We start from the raw sequence: 20,842 nt of genomic DNA, 5'->3' as shown, positions 1-20,842 counted from the left end.
ACACCTAAATATAAGGGTAATAAACTTCTGTAAAAACTTTTTTAAATTAAATTAAGGTACTTTATGACCTTGACAAGCTACTAATATTAAGAACCAATCTTCTAGTTCTAAATTAATTTTAGTAGCAGCATAAGCATCTTTTAAGCGTTGTTTTGTTGTAGTGCCAACTACAGGAATAATGTTTGAAGGATGTTTTAGTATCCAAGCTAATAATAATTGATCTTCGGTAGCATTATATTTATCTAATAAAGCACCTAATTGCTTGTGTATACGTCTTGTTTGCTCTGTATCTTCTTTAAACACATAGCCTAATGGTGACCAAGACATTGGTTGTATATTGTTTAGCATCATGTGGTCTAAGGTACCATCGTGCATTGCTGTATGTTGCGTTAAAGAAAACTCTATTTGATTAACCTCCACACCAACGTATTTATTTAATAAATCGGTTTGACTAGGTGTAAAATTAGAAACACCAAAAGACTTTATTTTACCTTCTTTTTTTAATGTTGATACTGCTTCAGCAACAACTTCTGGTTGTAATAATGGACTTGGTCTATGCAATAATAACAGATCTAAATAATCTGTTTTTAGATGTTTTAAGCTATTTTCGGCAGACCAAATAATGTATTCTTTTGTGTAATTATAGTGTTTTACTTTTAAGTCTGGTCTAGAGTTGCCAATATACTGTATACCGCATTTGCTTACTAACTCTATTTGACTTCTTTTAATACCACTTTCCGCGAAAGCGTTACCAAAATCTGCTTCTGTGCTGTAGTCTCCATATATATCAGCGTGATCAAATGTATGTATGTTATTTTCTAAACAATGATGCATCAAATCTATCATTTCTTGTTTAGACAGTTTTTTTCCCCATTGTCCCCATGTCATTGTCCCTGCTGTAATTTTAGAAAAATTCATACTATATACTTTAGTTTTTATATTTGTGCTAATAATGTAAAATTACTCTTAAAAGACTTATAAATTAAGAACTTTTAACCAATTCTTAACATCGGTAATTGAAAAAAAATTACAATTTGCAGAGCTTGAAATTATTAGAGTTTCAAATTCCTAAAAAACTAATTTATAATGGAAGATACTAGTACTGTTGATATTGCATCAATAAATGCAAAAATTGAAAAGGAAAGCGCATTTGTAGACTTACTTATGCTAGAGATGAATAAAGTAATTGTTGGACAAAAACACATGGTCGAGCGTTTACTAATTGGATTATTAGGACAAGGACATATTTTACTAGAAGGAGTACCTGGTCTAGCAAAAACATTGGCTATTAATACGTTGTCACAAGCAATAGATGCTAGTTTTAGCAGGATACAATTTACACCAGATTTATTACCAGCAGACGTTATTGGTACATTAATTTATAATATAAAGGAAAACGATTTTACTATTAAAAAAGGTCCAATCTTTGCCAATTTTGTTTTGGCTGATGAGATTAACCGTGCACCAGCAAAAGTACAATCGGCTTTATTAGAAGCGATGCAAGAAAAGCAGGTAACTATTGGTGACGAGACTTTTAAATTAGATAAGCCGTTTTTAGTAATGGCAACTCAAAACCCTGTAGAACAAGAAGGAACGTATCCTTTACCAGAAGCGCAAGTAGATCGTTTTATGCTAAAAACGATTATAGATTATCCAAAACAAGCCGAAGAGCAACTAATCATGCGTGCTAATTTAAAAGGAGCTTGGGATAAAGTAAATCCAGTAGTGACTACAGAGCAAATTATAAGAGCACAACAAGCGGTAAGAGAAGTGTATATGGATGAAAAGATTGAAAAATACATCCTAGATATCATCTTCGCTACACGTTATCCAGAACAATATAGACTAGACGATTTAAAACCATTAATCTCTTTTGGTGCGTCGCCACGTGGTAGTATTAACTTAGCTACTGCAGCAAAATGTTACGCATTTATTAAGCGTCGTGGTTATGTAATTCCTGAAGATGTACGTGCTGTTGTACAAGATGTATTACGTCACCGTATCGGAATTACTTACGAAGCTGAAGCAGAAAATGTAACTGCAGAAGATATCGTAAACAAGATTGTAAACGAAATTGAAGTACCTTAATCAGTTGGCATTATTTAGTCAACAGTCTTCAGTAAAGTTTAATTTACCGAATGCTTTTAACTAAATACTATTTAGCACTGCAAACTGCACACTGAACACTGCATACTGAAACAATGGATACTAAAGAAATACTAAAAAAAGTTCGAAAAATAGAGATTAAGACACGTCGTTTGTCTGATCATATTTTTGGAGGCGAATACCATTCGACTTTCAAAGGTCGTGGTATGACTTTTTCTGAAGTACGCCAATACCAATTTGGTGATGATGTAAGAAACATCGATTGGAATGTTACCGCACGTTACAACGAGCCTTACGTAAAAGTTTTTGAAGAAGAACGCGAGCTAACCATGATGCTTATGGTAGACGTTTCTGGATCTGAATTTTTTGGAACAGAACAACAATTTAAAAACGAAATTATAACCGAAATCGCTGCAACTTTAGCCTTTTCGGCAACACAAAATAACGATAAAATAGGTCTGATTTTATTTTCAGATGAGATAGAACTATACATTCCACCAAAAAAAGGAAGATCTCATGTATTGCGTATTATTCGCGAGTTAATCGAGTTTCAACCTAAAAGTAAACAAACCAATATTGCCGAAGCTTTAAAGTTTTTACGCAACGTCATGAAAAAGAAAGCAATTGTTTTTATGATGAGCGATTTTATTGCAGAAGATTACAAGCAAACCCTAAAAATTGCAGCTGGAAAGCACGATATAACAGGGATTAGAATTTACGATAAACATGAAGAAAACATACCAAATTTAGGTATGGTAAATATGCAAGACGAAGAGTCTGGCGAGCTAATGTTAGTCAATACAAGTTCTAAAAAAGTAAGACAAGAATACGCAAAGTTTTATGCAGAAAAGGTCAACTACTTTAAAGATAGTTTTGCAAAATCTGGCGCAGGAAGTTTGTCTTGCAGAACCGATGAGAGTTACGTAAAAAAACTATTAGGCTATTTTAAAACAAGAGGATAAATTATAAGGTTTAGCACAGTCCAAACCTAATTTAATATGAAAAAACAGTATTTAAAATATAGCAAAGTAAACACAAAAGGCTTTTGGTCTTTGATCTTTTTTCTATTCTCGTTTTTATCATTTGCGCAAGTCACATCATCAATAGATTCTACTTCTATAAAAATTGGTGAGCAAATCACCTATAAAATTGAAGTCGAAACCGATACAACAAACCCAGTTATTTTTCCTGAAGGACAAACATTTATGCCTTTAGAAATGATAGAATCCTATCAGCCAGACACTACAAAATACGACGCTAAATATAAACTGATTAAAAAGTACGGTTTAACACAGTTTGATTCTGGTAAATATGTTATCCCAAAGCAAAAAATAATCATTGGCGGAAAGACGTTTGCAACAGATAGTATGTTGGTTGAGGTTAACGATATAGTTGTAGATACAACCAAGCAAAAACTATACGATGTTAAACCAATGATAGACGTTAAAAAACCTTCTAGCAATTGGTGGTTATGGTTATTGTTAACTATTGCATTGGTTGCAACAATTGGCTTTTTAGTGTATTGGTTTGTATGGCGAAAAAGACCATTAACCGAAGAAGAAAAAATAGCACAATTACCACCTTACGATTGTGCAAAATTAGCCTTAAAGCAATTAGATGAAACCAAGTATTTAGAACGTGCCGAAATCAAAGAGTACTATTCTGAGCTAACCTTTATCATCAGAAAATATTTAGATGAAAAAGTTTACGACAAAGCATTAGAAAGTACAACAGATCAATTAATAGATCGATTAAATATTTTGCAAGAAGGTAATCAAATAGAGCTAAGTAAAGATGATATTAAAAATATCGAAGCTATTTTAAAACGTGCCGATTTGGTAAAATTTGCAAAATCTGCTCCAGATATCGAGCTTGCTAAATTAGACAGACAAACGGTAGATACAGAAATAGATCAAGTAAAAGATGCTTTACCAGAACCAAGCGAAGAAGAATTACTTAAAAACGAAGAATACCAAAAGCTAAAAGCTAAAAAAGAAAAGCAAAAAAAAATCTGGATTACAGCAGCAATTGCATTTATGCTATTAATAGGTACTGTTGGTGTTTTTAGTTATAAATACGGTATTAATTACGTTATAGATACGGTAACAGGTAAAGACACTAAGCAATTATTAGAAGGTAATTGGGTAACTAGTCAGTATGGTTTTCCGCCAATGACAATTTCTACTCCAGAAGTATTAAAAAGAGAAGATGTTGAGGTAGAACAAAGTATAGCACGACCAATTACAAAAACAGCATTTAGTTACGTTCTAGAAAATCAGTTTTATGTAACCGTTTCTACCACAACAATAGAGGTTAATCCGCAAGCAGAAAATAAACCATCTGCAGAACAAAATATCCAAAAAGCAATAGAAGATAATTTTAAAGCACTAGAAGACAACGGAGCAAGAAACATCTTGCCTGTTAACGATAAGTTTGTTACACCTAATGGTGTTGAAGGCTTAAAAACATCAGGAACATTAGAGTTTCCTGTTGATGAAGCTAAAGAAAAATACGTATCAGGTCAGTTTGAATTATTAAGTTTTGCTAGTGAAAACGTCATGCAACAAGTTATGATATATTATCTAAAAGATGATGTCTATTTAGACCAAGTTGTAGAGCGTGTTTTAGCTTCAGTAGAATTAAAATCTAAAGAAGAATAATGTTACAAGGTATCACTTTTGAAAATAAAATATTTTTCTGGTTGCTGTTAGCATTACCACTAGCTATACTTTGGTATGTATTAAAACATAAACGTCAAACAGCTGAGCTTAAAATTTCAAGTTTAAAAGGATTTAAAACCAAACAATCTTGGTTGCCAAAATTAAAACATGCATTATTTGCATTACGATTAATTGCATTAGCCTTATTAATTACCGCGTTAGCACGACCACGAACTTCAGAAACTAAAAGCAAAACTAAAACCACAAGAGGTATAGATATTGTTATGGCAATAGATGTATCAGCTAGTATGTTGGCTAAAGATTTGCGTCCAAACCGTTTAGAAGCTTTAAAAGATGTAGCGTCAGAATTTATTAAAGGTAGACCAAACGACCGTATAGGATTGGTCGAATATGCTGGAGAAAGTTACACCAAAACACCAATTACTAGCGATAAAGCTATTGTGTTACGCAGCTTAGACGAAATTAAATATAATACTATTATAGAAGGTGGTACAGCAATTGGTATGGGATTAGCCACTTCGGTTAACCGTTTAAAAGATAGTAAAGCCAAAAGCAAAGTCATTATTTTATTAACCGATGGAGTTAATAATTCTGGAGCAATAAACCCAACTATTGCTAGTGAGTTAGCTGTTGAGTTTGGTATTAAAGTCTACACCATTGGATTAGGTACAAATGGTATGGCATTGTCTCCTGTCGCAATTTTACCAAACGGAAGATTTCAATACGATCGTGTACAAGTAGAAATTGATGAAGAACTACTAAAAAGTATAGCAACTGCAACTGGCGGGAAATATTTTAGAGCAACCAACAACCAAAAGTTAGCAGAGATTTACGACGAAATTAATAAACTAGAAAAAACAGAAATAGACGAGATAAAATTCACAACCTACCAAGAACATTTTAGACCATTTGTTATTGCAGCAATGGTATTGTTGTTGTTAGAATATCTAATGAGAATTACAGTCTTTAGAAGTTTTGTTTAAAAGAAATTCCGCGAAAGCGAAAAAATAAAAATTTATGTTTCAACTAGAAGAAAAAATATGGTTTTGGGCACTACTTATCATTCCGGTGATAGTTGTTTTCTTTTTGTTGCTACTGCTTTGGAAAAAGCAAACCCAAAAAAAGTTTGCAGACAAAGCACTTTTAAAGCGATTAAGTCCAAATCAATCTGTATTTAAATCGGTACTAAAAATAATTGTGTTAAGCTTAGCATTTGCAAGTTTAGCAATAGCATTGGTCAATCCAAAAATAGGAACAAAGTTAGAAACCGTAAAGCGCGAAGGTGTAGATATTGTCTTTGCAATTGACGTGTCAAAAAGTATGTTGGCAGAAGATATTAAGCCAAATCGATTAGAAAAATCAAAGCAATTAGTATCTCAAATCATTAATAACTTAGGTAGCGACCGTGTTGGAATTATTGCTTACGCAGGAAAAGCGTTTCCGCAGTTACCAATAACTACAGATTATTCGGCAGCAAAACTGTTCTTACAAAACATGAATACAGACATGCTGTCGTCACAAGGAACAGCTATCAACGAAGCTATTTTACTTGCAAAAACGTATTATGACGATGATGAACAGACTAATCGCGTATTAGTCATTATTTCTGATGGAGAAGATCATAGTGAAGCTGCAGTGCAGGTTGCAGAACAAGCTAGCCAAGAAGGTATAAAAATCTTTACCATTGGTGTTGGAGAAGCAAAAGGAGGACCAATACCGTTAAAACGAAACGGAATCGTTACTGGATACAAAAAAGACAGTCAAGGCGAAACTGTAATTACTCGTTTAGATGAAACCACGTTAAAAAATATAGCAGCACTAGCCAACGGACAATACATACAAGGAAGAACAACAGATAAGGTGGTAAACCAAATGAAAGACATTTTAAACAAAATGGACAAAACCGAATTTGAAGCCAAACAAATTGCCGATTTTAAAGACCAATTTCAGTGGTTTTTAGGCTTAGCAATTTTGCTGTTTTTTATAGATATTTTCCTTTTAGAACGTAAAACAGCTTGGCTAAAAAAATTAAATCTTTTTAATGAGAATTTATAAAACCCTTAACAGCAACAATTAGAGGTCTTTAGTATATTTACAAGTTGTTTTTTGATAAAAGCAGGCAGTATAAAAAAATGAAAAAAACATTAAGCTACATATTATTTTTCTTCACAATTGCACTTATAGCGCAAGATAAAAATGAAGAAAAAGCATTGCAAAAGCAGACTAATAAAGCATTATCTTATGTTGCAGAAGCTAATGATTATGCTAAAAGTGACGATTTTGTAAATGCAGAAATGGAGTACCGTAAAGCATTATCTACAAAACCAAGCCAGTCAGTTGGAGCTTATAATTTAGCCTATCAATATTACCAAAAAGGAAGCTTAGACGAAGCGCTATACCGTAACCAACAAGCAGTAAAAAATGCAACAGATAAAGTTGAAAAACACAGAGCATTTCATAACATTGGTAATATTTTAATGAAAAAAGAAAAATGTAAAGAAGCGGTAGAAGCATATAAAAACGCACTACGTAATAACCCAAAAGATGACGAGACGCGCTATAATTTAGGTTTAGCTAAAGATTGTGCAAAAAACCAGCAAGACGACGAGCCTCAAGAAGACGATAAAGACGGAGAAAATAACCGTGATAAAGACGAAAACCAAAACGAGGACCAAAAAGAAAATAACGAAAAACAACAAGAAGACCAAGATCAAAAAGACCAGAAAGATCAAGGCGACCAAGATAAAAAAGAAGGTGATCAAGACCAAGATGGTAATCCTAAAGATAATAAAGATCAAGATCAAAAAGAAGGCGATCAAGATAACAAGCAACAACAACCACAACAAGGACAATTATCGCCTCAGCAAATTAAAAATTTGCTAGAAGCTATGAATAATCAAGAACAAAAGGTACAAGAAAAAATAAATGCTCAAAAGGTAAAAGGAGCAAAAGTACAAACCGATAAAGATTGGTAAAAAATTATAAATTTGAAGCTTAATATTCAGAATTAAACCAATTAAAAGTGAAATTAATTAAACACATATTCATTTTATTACTTGCTATTGCACCAATATTTGCTTTAGCGCAAGATGAAGATGCAATAACGTTTCAAGCAAAAGTAAGTAAGAAAAAACTTGGCTTAAACGAACGTCTACGTGTCGATTTTGAGATGAATAAAGATGGAGATAATTTTAAATCTCCAAACTTTGATGGCTTTACCGTAGTTGGTGGACCAAATCAATCTGTTAGTCACTCTTGGTTTAATGGTAAACGTAATTTTTCAAAAACGTATAGTTACTTTTTAGCTCCAAAGCAAATGGGTACATTTACTATAAATCAAGCAACTATAGAGATTGATGGTATAACTTATAAAACATCACCAATTACAATAAAAGTAACAAAACCAATAGAAGTACCAGAAGATCCTAACGATCCAGATTATATCTTAAAAGAAAGTATTCATTTGGTAACAGAAGTATCAAAAACTAACCCATATTTAAACGAGCCTATTACCGTTGTCTACAAACTTTATGTAGCACCAAAAGCAGGTATTAGCAACTTTAGAGAGATTGAAAGTCCAAAATTTAATGGGTTTTGGAGTCAAAATATAAATATAAAAGGATTAAAAGCACAAGAAGGAACTTATGATGGTGAAGAATATAGATACGTTGTATTAAGAAAAACTGTACTATTTCCTCAAAAAACTGGAAAGTTACAAATAGAGCCACTTAGTTTAGACTTAACCATAGATGTTCCAACTAACAAAAGAGATCTTTTTGGAAGAAGAATTACAAATCAAGCACATAGAACTATTACAGCAAACCCAAGGTCTATAAATGTTAAAGATTTACCTTTAGAAGGAAGACCAGACAACTTTACTGGAGCTGTTGGAGACTTTGATTTTAATGTGTCAGTATCTAAAACAGATTTAAATGCAACCGAAGCTTTAGATGCAAAAATAGAAGTTTCAGGTAACGGAAACCTTAAACTTTTTGAACTACCAAAATTTAAGGCACCAAGTGCATTAGAAGTCTATGAGCCAGAACACGAAGAAAATATTAGAACCAACTTATCAGGAATGCAAGGTAAAATTTCTGATAATTATACAATAGTACCTCAGTTTAAAGGCAAATTTCCAATACCACCAGTTACATTTTCGTATTTTGATTTAAAAACAGAAACATATAAAGAATTGTCTTCTGAAGAAATTGTTATTAATGTTTTAGAAGGTCCAGCTTATGCAGATGCCGATAATAATTTACCTACTAATACCTCAGGAAAACAACCGGTAGTTTTAAATGAAAATCAATTTGCATTTATAAAAACTAAGTCTAATTTTTCATCTATAAAAGAAGAGCATTTTTTCAATACAACTGCATTTTGGACAGGATTATTAGCGCCATTATTAGCAATACCTTTAGCATTAGTATATAGAAGAAAAAGAGAAGAACGTAATGCAGATGTTGTTGGTAATAGGTTAAGAAAGGCAGACCGATTAGCTAAAAAATACTTAAGCGAAGCTAAAAAAGCACTAGGTAATAAAGAAGCATTTTATATAGCATTAGAAAAAGCGTTACATAACTATTTAAAAGGACGTTTAAATATTGAAACTACAGATTTGAGTAAAGAAAAAATTAAAGAATTATTGCATAGCCGAAATGTAGAGCAAAGCGTAATTTTAGATTTTGAAACGCTTTTAAAACATTGCGAATTGGCAAGATATGCACCAATGACTCAAGTAGCAATGGAGCAAGATTACAATAATGCAGCTACAACAATTAGCATTATAGATAAACAACTAAAATAAAGTAGTTAGAAGATGAAAAAATTACTTTACATATTAGTCTTTGCACTTTCAACTATAAGTTTAGCTCAAAATAATGAATTATTTGATCAAGCAAACGCATTATATAATGAAGGTAAATTTAGTGATGCAGTAAATAAATATGAAGCTATTATAAAAAATGGGCAACATTCTGCAGAGCTATATTACAACTTGGGGAATGCACATTATAAACTAAATAACATTGCACCTAGTATTTATTATTACGAAAAAGCGCTACAGTTAAAACCTAACGACAAAGAGATACTAAATAACATTGCTTATGCAAAAAATATGACTATTGATGATATAGAAGCAGTGCCAAAATTAGGATTGTCAAGATTCTTCAATAAAGCAATTAACGCTTTAACTTATGATAATTGGGCAACATTGTCTATCATTTTCGTGGTAGCTTTTGTATTGTTGTTTATTACTTACTTTTTCACATTTAGTACTTCAAAAAAACGATTAGCTTTTGTTTCTGGGTTAGGAAGTTTATTAATAGGTTTAATTTGTTTGTCTTTTGCCTTTAAAAAGCAAAACTTAGATACGAATAATAATCCAGCTATAGTTTTTGCAAAAGAAACAGAAGTAAAATCTGAACCTAACATGGGTAGCACAGAAGCTTTTGTACTTCATGAAGGTACCAAAGTTCAAGTTTTAGACACCATTAATAATTGGAAAAAAATAAAACTTGCAGATGGTAAAACAGGTTGGATAATATCTGGAGACATAAAATTACTAAATACTTTTTAGTATATTTAGCTTTAACAAAAACTAAAAAGCTATATTTGTTTCTTACCTTATCAGACTATGTCTAAACAATTAGTATCTATATTTTTTTCAATTTTATTTTTTGGGCTAATTACTGCACCATCAATTATTATTGCTATAGATGCAGATGTAGATGTTTCTATTTTGTATAGCGTCTCTGAAGAGGAAGAAGAAAACAAAAGCATAAAACTAGTAGTAACAGAACAAAAAGAAACTACAGAAAGTATTTATAAAAAAATTGCTTATCAAAAGTTAGACTATTTGTTTAAATCTTACACAAAACCAGCACTTAATTTAATATCTCCACCTCCAGAATTTTTCATATTATAATTTTGTTTATATGAGACTGTAAAGTCTTCTCTTTTATTAACTTTTAAAGTTACCTTGGTAAAAAGGTAACAATCAAACTTTATAATATGTTTAAATATATTAAAAACGATTTACCGGCAAGTATAGTCGTGTTTTTTGTAGCATTACCTTTATGTTTAGGTATTGCTTTAGCTAGTGGTGCACCATTATTTTCTGGACTAATTGCAGGGATTATAGGTGGTATTGTAGTAGGGTCATTAAGTGGTTCTAAAATTGGTGTAAGTGGTCCAGCAGCAGGTCTGGCAGCAATTGTATTAACTGCTATTGGTACTTTAGGTGGTTACGAAAACTTCCTAGTAGCAGTTGTTTTAGGAGGTATTATCCAATTAGTTTTTGGATTATTAAGATTAGGGATCATAGGTTACTACTTTCCTTCTTCAGTAATTAAGGGAATGTTAACGGGTATTGGTATTATCATTATTTTAAAACAAATCCCTCACTTTTTTGGATACGATCCTGATCCAGAAGGTGATTTTGCATTCTTTCAAGTAGATGGTGAAAATACATTTTCTGAAATTTTAAATTCGATTAATCATATTACACCAGGATCATTATTAATTGGTGTTATCGGTTTAGGAATTTTATTATTATGGAGTAATGTGTTATCCAAAAAAGGTAAAATATTTCAATTAATACAAGGTCCATTAGTAGCAGTTGTTGTTGGTATTATTTTTTATGTGTTAACTAAAGATAGTTCAAGTATGGCAATTCAAAGTTCGCATTTAGTTAGTGTACCTGTTCCAGAAGATTTTTCGTCATTTTTAGGGCAATTTAGTTTTCCTAATTTTTCAGTAATAACTAATCCAGAAATATGGGTTGTAGCCTTTACAATTGCATTAGTTGCAAGTTTAGAAACACTACTTTGTGTAGAGGCAACAGATAAGCTAGATCCTTATAAAAATGTAACACCTACTAATCGCGAGTTATTAGCACAAGGTACCGGAAATATCCTTTCTGGTATGATTGGAGGATTACCTATTACGCAAGTAATTGTTCGTAGTTCGGCAAATATACAATCTGGAGGACGCAGTAAAATGTCGGCAATTATTCATGGTTTCTTTTTATTAATTTCTGTAATATTAATACCTAAATTGTTAAATATGATACCTTTGTCTGTGTTAGCTGCAATCTTATTAATAGTAGGTTATAAACTTGCAAAACCAGCTTTATTTAAAACAATGTACAATTTAGGTTGGAAACAATTTTTACCATTTATTGTTACCGTTACAGGTATTGTATTTACAGATTTACTAAAAGGAATTGGTTTAGGTTTAGCAGTTGGTATTGTAGTTATACTAATAAAAAGTTACCAAAACTCACACTTTTTACATAAAGAAGGAGAAGATGTAGACGATGGTAAAATTAAAATGACACTTGCAGAAGAAGTAACCTTCTTTAATAAAGGAGCAATTTTAAAAGAATTAGATCGTTTACCAGAAGATTCTTACTTAGAATTAGACGTAAGAAAAACACGCTATTTAGATAATGATATTATCGAGATTTTAGAAGACTTTTCAATTAAAGCAAAAGAAAGAAATATCAATATCAAGTTAATTTCAGAAAGAGGAACGATAGAAAACCCAGATAGTTTTATAGAGTTCTTTAAATTAAAACCTAAAACACAATTAAACTAACAAACAACACAATAGAAGATACTATGAAAGCACATACTAAAGAAACACAAGCTACAATGACTCCAGAAAAGTCATTACAGTTTTTAAAAGAAGGGAATCAAAGATTTCAGCAAAACTTAAAAGCAAATCGTAATTTATTAGAGCAAGTTAATGATACAAGCGAAGGACAATTTCCGTTCGCAACAATATTAAGTTGTATCGATTCTCGTGTATCTGCCGAGCTTGTTTTTGATCAAGGATTAGGAGATATTTTTAGCGTACGTATTGCAGGTAACTTTGTAAACGAAGATATCTTAGGAAGCATGGAGTTTGCTTGCAAATTAGCAGGAACAAAACTAATTGTAGTATTAGGTCACACAAGTTGTGGTGCAGTAAAAGGTGCATGTGATCATGCCGAAATGGGTAATCTAACCAAGTTAATCCAGAAAATAACACCAGCTGTAAATGCAGTTTCAGAGCCAAAGGATGAGAGTTTAAGAAACTCTAAAAACTTAGAATTTGTAGATGAAGTATCAAAGAAAAACGTAGAACTTACAATAGATCGCATCCATGCAGAAAGTCCAATACTTTCTGAAATGGAAAAAAATGGTGAGATTAAAATTATAGGCGCTATGTACGATATTAATACAGGTGACGTACAGTTTTACGAATAAGATTAACATGAAAAATAACACATTTGCAGCATTACTAGTTTTAGTAATGCTGCCTTTTTTAGGGATAGCTCAAAATAACGATGTAGGTAATTGGTTAATCGTTTTTGGTAACAAACAATTTAATAGCAAATGGAATTTACATGCCGAAGTCCAATACCGTAATTATGATGCTATAGGCGATCTAGAACAACTACTGTTAAGAACAGGAATAGGATACAATCTAACCGAAAATAACAACAATCTACTATTAGGTTACGGTTATATAAAATCTGAAAATTACATAGGTCAAACAGACGATAAAATTAATGTAAACGAACATAGAATTTTTCAGCAGTTTATAACAAAACAACATCAAAACAGATTAAATATAACACACCGTTATAGATTTGAACAACGTTTTGTAGAAGACGATTTTAAAATGCGATTAAGATACTTTCTATCTCTAAATTATCCATTAAATCATAAAAATTTAGAAGACAAAACATGGTATTTATCAAGTTATAACGAGCTGTTTATTAATACCGAAAATGATTTGTTTGATCGTAACAGGATATATTTTGGTACAGGATATAAACTAAATAAAGCTATAAAATTTGAGCTAGGTTGGATGAATCAAATATTCAGTTCAGGATCCAGAGACCAAATAAACATGATAGCCTTTATTAACTTTTAAATTACAATAAGAAGGTAATGGTACTTAAGCTTGCACGTCGTTAGTCTCTTCAGCAGGATCTATAATATCATTATCTTCTTCTAAAGTTTCATCTCCAGACTTAATAATACTAGGAAAAATCATTGGTGCCAAACCCTTAACAGGTTTGTAAAGTAAAGAATCTTCAATATTCTCTTCATCAACAAACGTAATCGTGTTATTCATTTTATCAAAAACAATAAGTAACACACTTAAAATCAATCCAATTTTTAAAGCACCAAAAACAGCACCTAAAAGTTTGTTTAAAATACCTAAAGAGGCAAAATCTGCTAATTTGGTAAGCGCTTTACCAGCCAAACTAATTAGTAAAATAATAACAACAAAAGTTATAGCAAAAGCAGTAATATTAATAGTTTTCTCGTCCCATTCGGTCTTATTCTCTAAAAAATTAGCTACAAAATAACTAAAATGTATAGCACCGTAAACACCACCAACAAGAGCAATAATAGAAGCTAATTCAACAAAAAGACCTTTAAACAATCCGCGTATTAAACCAAACAAAATTAACGCACCTAAAACAATATCTATAACCGCCATAAAGTTTACAATTTCAACAAATATAAACTAACTTTGCAACTTTAATAAAATTATGTCTAGAGACGAACAATTAAAACAACGCTGGGAAGAGATAGTAACCAAATTGTCTAATCAATTTGCAGATGGAGACACCTTAGATTTAGACGCAATAATCTACTTAATTGGTGTGCAAGAGTTGGGACAATTACATCGCAGATTTAAAAAAGATCACAAATTAGATTTAATGCACATAGCCATATGCAAACTACTAGAACCTTACGGCTATTATGAGTTTGATTTTGTTGATGAAGATGGTTGGCCACACTATAAAATAAAAGAGCAATTACCAACACTAAAAGCAGGAGAACAGTCTATTTTAATGAAAGAAGCCATAGTAAACTACTTTTTAGAAACCAACTATATACAATAATTATTACAGCGTTACCCTATCGGGTCAGGCTCTCGCAAGTCGCAATCAAAGATGTGCTCCAACAATTGCTCCATCCTTAACGCGTCAATCCGCCAACAAAAAGCTTACACTAAGTAAGGTGTAAACCATAAAAAATAGTAAATTTGCCCTTTATTTTATGATGTCATGATAGATAAGATTAAAGAACTTATAGCCGAAGCAGAAGCGTTTAAAGCGCAAACCAAAGAAGAGGTAGAAGCATACCGTATTAAACTTTTAGGACAAAAAGGATTAGTAAAACAATACTTTGCCGAGTTTAAAAACGTAGCTAACGACCAAAAGAAAGAGTTTGGACAAGCCATAAACAAACTAAAACAAACGGCTCAAGACAAAGTAAACCAGCTAAAAGAAGAGCTAGATAATAATGCTCCAGAAACAAGCATATCTGGTGATTTATCAAGACCAGGCGAACCATTAATTATTGGTTCTCGTCATCCAATTTCAATAGTAAAAAATCAAATAATAGATATCTTTTCTAATATCGGTTTTAACGTTAGTGAAGGACCAGAAATAGAAGACGATTGGCATAACTTTACAGCATTAAACCTACCAGAATATCATCCAGCAAGAGATATGCAGGACACGTTTTTTGTGCAAACTAATCCAGATATTTTATTACGTACACATACCAGTTCTGTACAGGTACGTTACATGGAAAATAATCAACCACCAATACGTACAATATCACCAGGTAGAGTATATCGTAACGAAGCTATTTCTGCACGTTCGCATTGTTTTTTTCATCAGGTAGAAGGATTATACATAGATAAAGATGTAAGTTTTGCTGATTTAAAACAAACGCTTCAATATTTTACAACCGAGTTGTTTGGAAAGTCTAAAATAAGACTTCGTCCATCTTACTTCCCGTTTACAGAGCCTAGCGCAGAAATTGATGTATATTGGGGATTAGAAACCGAAACCGATTACAAAATAACCAAAGGAACAGGTTGGTTAGAAATTGGTGGTTGTGGTATGGTAGATCCAAATGTATTATCCAATTGTAAAATAGATCCAGAAGAATACTCTGGTTTTGCATTTGGAGTTGGTATAGACCGTATAGCAATGTTATTACATCAAATAGGAGATATTAGATTATTAAGCGAAAACGATGTACGATTCTTAGAGCAATTCAAATCGGCTTTATAATAAATTAACAACGAATTATAGTTAAAGGCTAATATGTTAAGAAATTTACATATTAGCCTTTTTTATTTAACAACAAATTAACTTCGTTTAGTTCGGTTTGTTCCGAACCTGATGTATTTTTGCAGCATAATTTTTTAAAATAATTTATGACGAAAGATATATGTAGCAAAAAAATGGCACTGGTTGAAAAACTTGGTGTGCATTTAGAAGGTAGAGAAAACCTAGCGCCTGTTGCTGCGCGCATTATGGCGTACGTGATTTTAACTGGTAAGCGCGGTACTACGTTTGATGAAATGGTTACTGTACTTCAAGCTAGTAAAAGCACAATTTCTACGCATTTAAACCACTTACAAGATTTAAAGAAATTAGAATACTTCACCAAAACTGGTGACCGTAAAAAGTATTTCATCATTAATAAAGATTCTGTTTTACATCATATTAATGAAATGATAAAAGAATGGGAAGAAGTGGCGGCACTTCATAAAGAAATGAAAGCTTACAAAGAAACCATTAACGAGCATATTACAGATGAAGAAGAAAAATTCGATTTAACCTTTCATAACGATTATTTGCGATTTGTAGAAGATGCTTCGGCTTCAATAGAAAACTTAAAAGAAAACCTAATTAAAAATAAATTCAACCTTTAAAATAATGACAACAAATAAATTAATTTCAATATTAACCATAGCTAGTGTGTTTCTAGTCGTGGTTAGCTGTGGTAATAAAGACAATGCGCAAGCAGCTGCAGCGCAACAACAGCAAGCCTTACCATTTCCGGTAACGCAAATTCAAACCCAAACGGTAGAAGGCTATAACGAATATCCTGTAAATATAGAAGGTATTGTAAACAGTGATGTGCGTGCAAAAACTTCAGGATATATTCAAAAAGTACTAGTAGACGAAGGTGCTAGAGTACGCAAAGGTCAACCACTTTTTAGATTAGAAACGCAATCGTTAAGTCAAGATGCAGAAGCGGCAAAAGCACAAGTTAATGTAGCTCAAGTTGAGGTTGATAAGTTAAAACCTTTAGTAGAAAAAAATATTATTAGTCCAGTACAATTAGAAACTGCTAAAGCCAATTTAGCACAAGCCAAAGCAGCTTACAGTAGTATTGCTGCCAATATTGGTTATGCAACGGTAAAAAGTCCAGTTGATGGTTACGTAGGTTCTATTAATTTTAGAGAAGGTGCTTTAGTAAGCGCTGCTGATGCAACACCATTAACGACGGTTAGTGATATTAGTCAAGTGTATGCGTTTTTTACTTTAAACGAAGCGCAATACATAGACCATTTAAAACGAATGAAAGGTCAAACAAAAGCTGAGCGTATTAAAAATTCGCCAGACGTTAGTTTAGTATTGGCTAATGGCGATATCTATTCTGAAAAAGGGCGTATTCAAACCAGTACTGGTCAAATTAGTGAAACAACTGGTACCATTAAAGTAAGAGCAGCTTTTGATAATCCAAATGAACTTTTAACAAACGGAAACAGTGGTAAAATACGTATTCCTTCAACTTACGAAAATGCAGTAGTTGTACCACAATCGTCAACCTTTGAACAGCAAGGTAAAGTGATGATTTATACCTTGGGTGAAGACAATAAAGTAAGCAGTAAAATCATTGAAGTTGAAGCTAAAGTAGATAATCTTTACGTGGTAAAATCGGGTATAGATGCTAGTACAAAAATTGTAGCTTCTGGTGTTTCAAAATTACGGGACGGTATGCCAATTGCACCACAAGAAATTCCGTTTAACGAAGCCACAAAAAAAGTAGCTACTTTATTTAAAAACTAAATTATCCCTTAAACATATTTATTAGTTATGTTAAAAACATTTATTGAAAGACCAGTGCTTTCAACAGTAATCTCTATTATCATAGTTATACTAGGTGTTATCAGTATAACATCCTTACCTATAGAGGAATACCCAGATATTGCGCCGCCAACTATTAAAGTTACGGCTAACTATACAGGTGCAAACGCAGAGACTGTTTTAGAGAGTGTAATTGTACCTATTGAAGAGCAAATTAATGGTGTAGAAGGTATGACGTACATTACTTCTACAGCATCAAATAATGGTACTGCCGAAATTACTGTGTATTTCGACCAAACTATGGATGCCGATATCGCTGCGGTAAACGTACAAAACCGTGTAGCACGTGCAAATCCGTTGTTACCTTCAGAAGTTATTCAAACTGGTATTGTAACGCAAAAGCAAGAAACTAGTGCATTAATGTTTATTGCTATGTACTCCGATAGTGAAGATTATGATGCTACTTTTATTCAGAATTACTTAAAAATAAACGTAATTCCTGCTATGCAGCGTATTAAAGGTGTTGGTGATGTATCTGTATTTTCACAACAAGATTACGCAATGCGTGTTTGGTTAAAACCTGAAAAATTAGCAGCATATAATTTAATTCCATCAGATATTACAGCTGCTTTAAACGAGCAGAATTTAGAAGCTGCAGCTGGTTCTTTAGGTGAAAATAATGGTGAATCGTTCTCTTATATTTTAAAGTATAGCGGACGATTTAAAGAAGAAGGACAGTATGCAGACATCGTAATTAAAGCTTTAGGAAATGGCGAATATTTACGATTGAAAGATGTCGCAGATATCGAGTTAGATGCGCAATCCTATTCATCTAATGCTACAAGTTTAGGACATCCAGCGGTATTTATGGGAATTTTCCAAACCAAAGGATCTAACGCTGCCGAAATTATTGAAAACATAAAAACCACTTTAGACGATGTAGAACAAGGTTTGCCTGAAGGCTTAAACTTCTTTGTGCCTTACGACACAAGTTTATTCTTAAACGCATCTATAGACAAGGTAATTAGCACACTTTTAGAAGCCTTTTTACTGGTGTTCTTAGTGGTGTTTATCTTCTTGCAAGATTTCCGTTCTACATTAATTCCTGCAATTGCAGTACCGGTTTCTATTATTGGTACCTTCTTTTTCTTAAATGTTTTTGGCTATTCCATAAACCTATTAACGCTTTTCGCATTAGTACTGGCAATTGGTATTGTGGTAGATGATGCTATTGTTGTGGTAGAAGCCGTACACGCCAAAATGGATGAAGGTGAGAAAAAACCAAAAAGCGCCACCTTAAAGGCTATGAGTGAAATTTCGGGTGCTATTATTTCTATTACGCTGGTAATGGCAGCGGTATTTATTCCGGTAACTTTTGTAACTGGTCCAACAGGTGTGTTTTATGAGCAGTTTGGCGTAACCTTAATTATTGCCATTTTAATTTCGGCAGTAAACGCCTTAACCTTAAGTCCGGCTTTGTGTGCATTGTTATTAAAAGAACATAAAGACGATGAAGAGTTAAAAGGAAAAAATGCACTTCAAAAATTCTATACTGTATTTAACAGAGGATTTGATGCAACGGTAAATAAATACGGTAAGTCATTACAGTTTTTATATAAAAATAAGTTTGTATCAGTAATGCTATTAATCATTGCTGGTGTAGGTATTTATTGGGCTGCAACAACAACGCCAACAGGATTTGTACCAAATGAAGATAGAGGAATTATTTTCGCTAACATAGAATTACCTGCAGGTGCATCATTAGATCGTACCGAAGCAGTAACTAAAGAATTATACGCAAAAATTAAAGACCTTGATGGTGTAACAGACGCCAGTTTTATTAAAGGACGAAGTTTAATTAGTGGTGCTGGTAGTAACTTTGGTATTGGTTTCGTGAAGTTAGACGATTGGTCTGAAAGAGAATCTGAAGCCTTATCTGCACAAGCCATAACCGGAAAATTATTTGGTATTGCAGCTACCATTCCTGAAGCAAAAATTATTTTCTTCTCGCCACCAAGTATTCGTGGTTTTGGTAACTCAGCTGGTTTTGAGGTGAATTTATTAGACAAATTTGGTGGTGAATTTACCGATTTAGATAAAGCAAATAAAGAGTTTGCAGCAGCCTTAATGAGTCATCCAGAAATTCAGTATGCGCAATCGGCATTCAATACTAATTATCCACAGTACGAAATGGAAGTTAATGTGCCTTTAGCGAAAGAAAAAGGTGTGGCTGTTAACAGCATTTTCGGGACGCTTCAAGGTTATATAGGTGGAATTTACGCCTCAGATTTTAGCCGATTTGGTAAACAGTATCGTGTATACATTCAGTCCTTACCAGAAGATCGAGCAGATGAAAACGACCTAAACAGTATGTATGTGAGAACGAGTTCTGGTGAAATGACGCCAATTACACAGTTTGTAACCTTAAAACGTGTGTATGGTCCGCAATCGGTAACACGTTTCAACCTATTTAATTCAACAAATATTACAGGTGCAACCAATCCAGGATTTAGTACTGGTGATGCCATTAGAGTTATTGAAGAAGAAGTGGCAAAATTGCCAAGTAATTACACCGTTGCCTATTCTGGTTTAACACGAGAAGAAGTAAATGCAGGTAACCAAACCACGTTTATTTTCATCTTAAGTATTCTGTTTGTGTATTTCTTATTAAGTGCTCAGTACGAGAGTTATATTTTACCATTTTCGGTGTTATTATCGCTGCCATTTGGTGTATTTGGTGCGTATATAAGTACAAAATTCTTTGGATTAGAAAACAACATTTACTTCCAAATTGCATTGATAATGCTGGTTGGTCTGTTGGCTAAAAACGCCATACTTATTGTTGAGTTTGCATTGCAACGACGTAAACAAGGCGAAGGTATAGTAGATGCAGCTATCCATGGTGCCAAAGCACGTTTACGACCAATTTTAATGACATCTTTTGCCTTTATACTTGGGTTAATGCCACTTGTATTAGCCAAAGGTGTTGGTGCCGAAGGAAACAATTCTATTGGTACAGGTGCAGCTGGTGGTATGTTAATAGGAACCATTTTAGGTGTATTTGTTATTCCAATTTTATTCATCTTTTTCCAATGGTTACAAGAAAAAGTATCGCGTAAACCAGAAGTAGAAACAATTGAAGCTTAAAAAA

General features: G+C 32.8%; 19 protein-coding genes. 17 read left to right on the top strand and 2 right to left on the bottom strand.

All coding sequences use genetic code 11. The annotated features are described in order from the left end of the window. Positions 1–51: 51 nt before the first annotated feature. The gene (locus tag H574_RS0105900; protein WP_027879682.1) at positions 52–918 is read right to left on the bottom strand and encodes an aldo/keto reductase; all 867 of its coding nucleotides are present in this window, start codon (positions 916–918) and stop codon (positions 52–54) included. Between the two features lie 168 nt (positions 919–1,086). On the opposite strand from H574_RS0105900, the gene H574_RS0105895 reads away from it, so the two are divergent. The 12 genes from H574_RS0105895 (at position 1,087) to H574_RS0105840 (ending at position 13,712) form a co-directional block, all read left to right on the top strand. Beyond that, positions 1,087–2,088, top strand: a complete 1,002-nt coding sequence (locus H574_RS0105895; protein WP_027879681.1) for an AAA family ATPase — start codon at positions 1,087–1,089, stop codon at positions 2,086–2,088. Between the two features lie 113 nt (positions 2,089–2,201). Next, positions 2,202–3,068 (top strand): DUF58 domain-containing protein, encoded by an 867-nt coding sequence (locus H574_RS0105890; RefSeq protein ID WP_027879680.1) that lies wholly within the window; start codon positions 2,202–2,204, stop codon positions 3,066–3,068. A gap of 36 nt (positions 3,069–3,104) precedes the next feature. Further along, the gene (locus H574_RS0105885) at positions 3,105–4,766 is read left to right on the top strand and encodes a BatD family protein (RefSeq protein WP_027879679.1); all 1,662 of its coding nucleotides are present in this window, start codon (positions 3,105–3,107) and stop codon (positions 4,764–4,766) included. Further along, positions 4,766–5,770: a vWA domain-containing protein gene (locus H574_RS0105880; protein WP_027879678.1), complete on the top strand. Its 1,005-nt coding sequence runs from the start codon at positions 4,766–4,768 to the stop codon at positions 5,768–5,770. Before H574_RS0105885 ends, H574_RS0105880 begins: the two co-directional genes overlap by 1 nt. A 34-nt stretch (positions 5,771–5,804) precedes the next feature. Further along, on the top strand, positions 5,805–6,842 hold the full coding sequence (locus H574_RS0105875; protein ID WP_027879677.1) for a VWA domain-containing protein: 1,038 nt from the start codon (positions 5,805–5,807) through the stop codon (positions 6,840–6,842). Between the two features lie 77 nt (positions 6,843–6,919). After that, positions 6,920–7,762 (top strand): tetratricopeptide repeat protein, encoded by an 843-nt coding sequence (locus tag H574_RS0105870; protein ID WP_027879676.1) that lies wholly within the window; start codon positions 6,920–6,922, stop codon positions 7,760–7,762. 47 nt (positions 7,763–7,809) lie between these two features. Further along, positions 7,810–9,594, top strand: coding sequence for a BatD family protein (locus H574_RS0105865; RefSeq protein ID WP_027879675.1), 1,785 nt, complete (start codon positions 7,810–7,812; stop codon positions 9,592–9,594). Between the two features lie 12 nt (positions 9,595–9,606). After that, positions 9,607–10,365 carry a tetratricopeptide repeat protein gene (locus tag H574_RS0105860; RefSeq protein WP_027879674.1) on the top strand — a complete coding sequence of 253 codons (759 nt, stop codon included), beginning with the start codon at positions 9,607–9,609 and terminating at the stop codon, positions 10,363–10,365. A gap of 57 nt (positions 10,366–10,422) precedes the next feature. Next, the gene (locus H574_RS0105855) at positions 10,423–10,713 is read left to right on the top strand and encodes a hypothetical protein (RefSeq protein ID WP_027879673.1); all 291 of its coding nucleotides are present in this window, start codon (positions 10,423–10,425) and stop codon (positions 10,711–10,713) included. Positions 10,714–10,799: 86 nt separating this feature from the next. Beyond that, positions 10,800–12,386, top strand: a complete 1,587-nt coding sequence (locus tag H574_RS0105850) for a SulP family inorganic anion transporter (protein WP_027879672.1) — start codon at positions 10,800–10,802, stop codon at positions 12,384–12,386. A gap of 23 nt (positions 12,387–12,409) precedes the next feature. Then, positions 12,410–13,039: a carbonic anhydrase family protein gene (locus tag H574_RS0105845; protein ID WP_027879671.1), complete on the top strand. Its 630-nt coding sequence runs from the start codon at positions 12,410–12,412 to the stop codon at positions 13,037–13,039. Between the two features lie 7 nt (positions 13,040–13,046). Further along, positions 13,047–13,712 carry a DUF2490 domain-containing protein gene (locus H574_RS0105840; protein ID WP_027879670.1) on the top strand — a complete coding sequence of 222 codons (666 nt, stop codon included), beginning with the start codon at positions 13,047–13,049 and terminating at the stop codon, positions 13,710–13,712. Between the two features lie 24 nt (positions 13,713–13,736). Here the strand turns inward: H574_RS0105840 and H574_RS0105835 are convergent, their stop codons facing one another. Then, entirely contained in the window at positions 13,737–14,288 is a 552-nt protein-coding gene (locus H574_RS0105835) for a CvpA family protein (RefSeq protein WP_027879669.1), read from the bottom strand. 52 nt (positions 14,289–14,340) lie between these two features. Here H574_RS0105835 and H574_RS0105830 point away from each other — a divergent pair, with 52 nt between their 5' ends. The 5 genes from H574_RS0105830 to H574_RS0105810 all read left to right on the top strand — a co-directional run bounded on the left by H574_RS0105830 (position 14,341) and on the right by H574_RS0105810 (position 20,838). After that, positions 14,341–14,697 (top strand): hypothetical protein, encoded by a 357-nt coding sequence (locus H574_RS0105830; RefSeq protein WP_027879668.1) that lies wholly within the window; start codon positions 14,341–14,343, stop codon positions 14,695–14,697. Positions 14,698–14,862: 165 nt separating this feature from the next. After that, a complete protein-coding gene (gene pheS / locus H574_RS0105825) occupies positions 14,863–15,882 on the top strand; it encodes a phenylalanine--tRNA ligase subunit alpha (RefSeq protein WP_027879667.1) in 1,020 nt (339 codons plus the stop codon). A 146-nt stretch (positions 15,883–16,028) separates the two neighbouring features. Next, entirely contained in the window at positions 16,029–16,529 is a 501-nt protein-coding gene (locus tag H574_RS0105820; RefSeq protein WP_027879666.1) for a GbsR/MarR family transcriptional regulator, read from the top strand. Between the two features lie 4 nt (positions 16,530–16,533). Beyond that, positions 16,534–17,673 carry an efflux RND transporter periplasmic adaptor subunit gene (locus H574_RS0105815; RefSeq protein WP_027879665.1) on the top strand — a complete coding sequence of 380 codons (1,140 nt, stop codon included), beginning with the start codon at positions 16,534–16,536 and terminating at the stop codon, positions 17,671–17,673. Between the two features lie 27 nt (positions 17,674–17,700). Next, entirely contained in the window at positions 17,701–20,838 is a 3,138-nt protein-coding gene (locus H574_RS0105810) for an efflux RND transporter permease subunit (RefSeq protein ID WP_027879664.1), read from the top strand. Positions 20,839–20,842: the final 4 nt, after the last annotated feature.

It is taken from the genome of Mesoflavibacter zeaxanthinifaciens DSM 18436 (genome assembly GCF_000422365.1).
Lineage (GTDB): Bacteria > Bacteroidota > Bacteroidia > Flavobacteriales > Flavobacteriaceae > Mesoflavibacter > Mesoflavibacter zeaxanthinifaciens.
Note: the sequence above shows the minus strand (reverse complement) of the source record. Positions and strands in the feature narration are given on the sequence as shown.

Excerpts from the sequence above, each read along its gene's own strand:
- H574_RS0105900 (WP_027879682.1), bottom strand. The coding sequence starts at position 918 with ATGAATTTTTCTAAAATTACAGCAGGGACAATGACATGGGGACAATGG.
- H574_RS0105895 (WP_027879681.1), top strand. The coding sequence starts at position 1,087 with ATGGAAGATACTAGTACTGTTGATATTGCATCAATAAATGCAAAAATT.
- H574_RS0105890 (WP_027879680.1), top strand. The coding sequence starts at position 2,202 with ATGGATACTAAAGAAATACTAAAAAAAGTTCGAAAAATAGAGATTAAG.
- H574_RS0105885 (WP_027879679.1), top strand. The coding sequence starts at position 3,105 with ATGAAAAAACAGTATTTAAAATATAGCAAAGTAAACACAAAAGGCTTT.
- H574_RS0105880 (WP_027879678.1), top strand. The coding sequence starts at position 4,766 with ATGTTACAAGGTATCACTTTTGAAAATAAAATATTTTTCTGGTTGCTG.
- H574_RS0105875 (WP_027879677.1), top strand. The coding sequence starts at position 5,805 with ATGTTTCAACTAGAAGAAAAAATATGGTTTTGGGCACTACTTATCATT.
- H574_RS0105870 (WP_027879676.1), top strand. The coding sequence starts at position 6,920 with ATGAAAAAAACATTAAGCTACATATTATTTTTCTTCACAATTGCACTT.
- H574_RS0105860 (WP_027879674.1), top strand. The coding sequence starts at position 9,607 with ATGAAAAAATTACTTTACATATTAGTCTTTGCACTTTCAACTATAAGT.
- H574_RS0105855 (WP_027879673.1), top strand. The coding sequence starts at position 10,423 with ATGTCTAAACAATTAGTATCTATATTTTTTTCAATTTTATTTTTTGGG.
- H574_RS0105850 (WP_027879672.1), top strand. The coding sequence starts at position 10,800 with ATGTTTAAATATATTAAAAACGATTTACCGGCAAGTATAGTCGTGTTT.
- H574_RS0105845 (WP_027879671.1), top strand. The coding sequence starts at position 12,410 with ATGAAAGCACATACTAAAGAAACACAAGCTACAATGACTCCAGAAAAG.
- H574_RS0105840 (WP_027879670.1), top strand. The coding sequence starts at position 13,047 with ATGAAAAATAACACATTTGCAGCATTACTAGTTTTAGTAATGCTGCCT.
- H574_RS0105835 (WP_027879669.1), bottom strand. The coding sequence starts at position 14,288 with ATGGCGGTTATAGATATTGTTTTAGGTGCGTTAATTTTGTTTGGTTTA.
- H574_RS0105830 (WP_027879668.1), top strand. The coding sequence starts at position 14,341 with ATGTCTAGAGACGAACAATTAAAACAACGCTGGGAAGAGATAGTAACC.
- pheS (WP_027879667.1), top strand. The coding sequence starts at position 14,863 with ATGATAGATAAGATTAAAGAACTTATAGCCGAAGCAGAAGCGTTTAAA.
- H574_RS0105820 (WP_027879666.1), top strand. The coding sequence starts at position 16,029 with ATGACGAAAGATATATGTAGCAAAAAAATGGCACTGGTTGAAAAACTT.
- H574_RS0105815 (WP_027879665.1), top strand. The coding sequence starts at position 16,534 with ATGACAACAAATAAATTAATTTCAATATTAACCATAGCTAGTGTGTTT.
- H574_RS0105810 (WP_027879664.1), top strand. The coding sequence starts at position 17,701 with ATGTTAAAAACATTTATTGAAAGACCAGTGCTTTCAACAGTAATCTCT.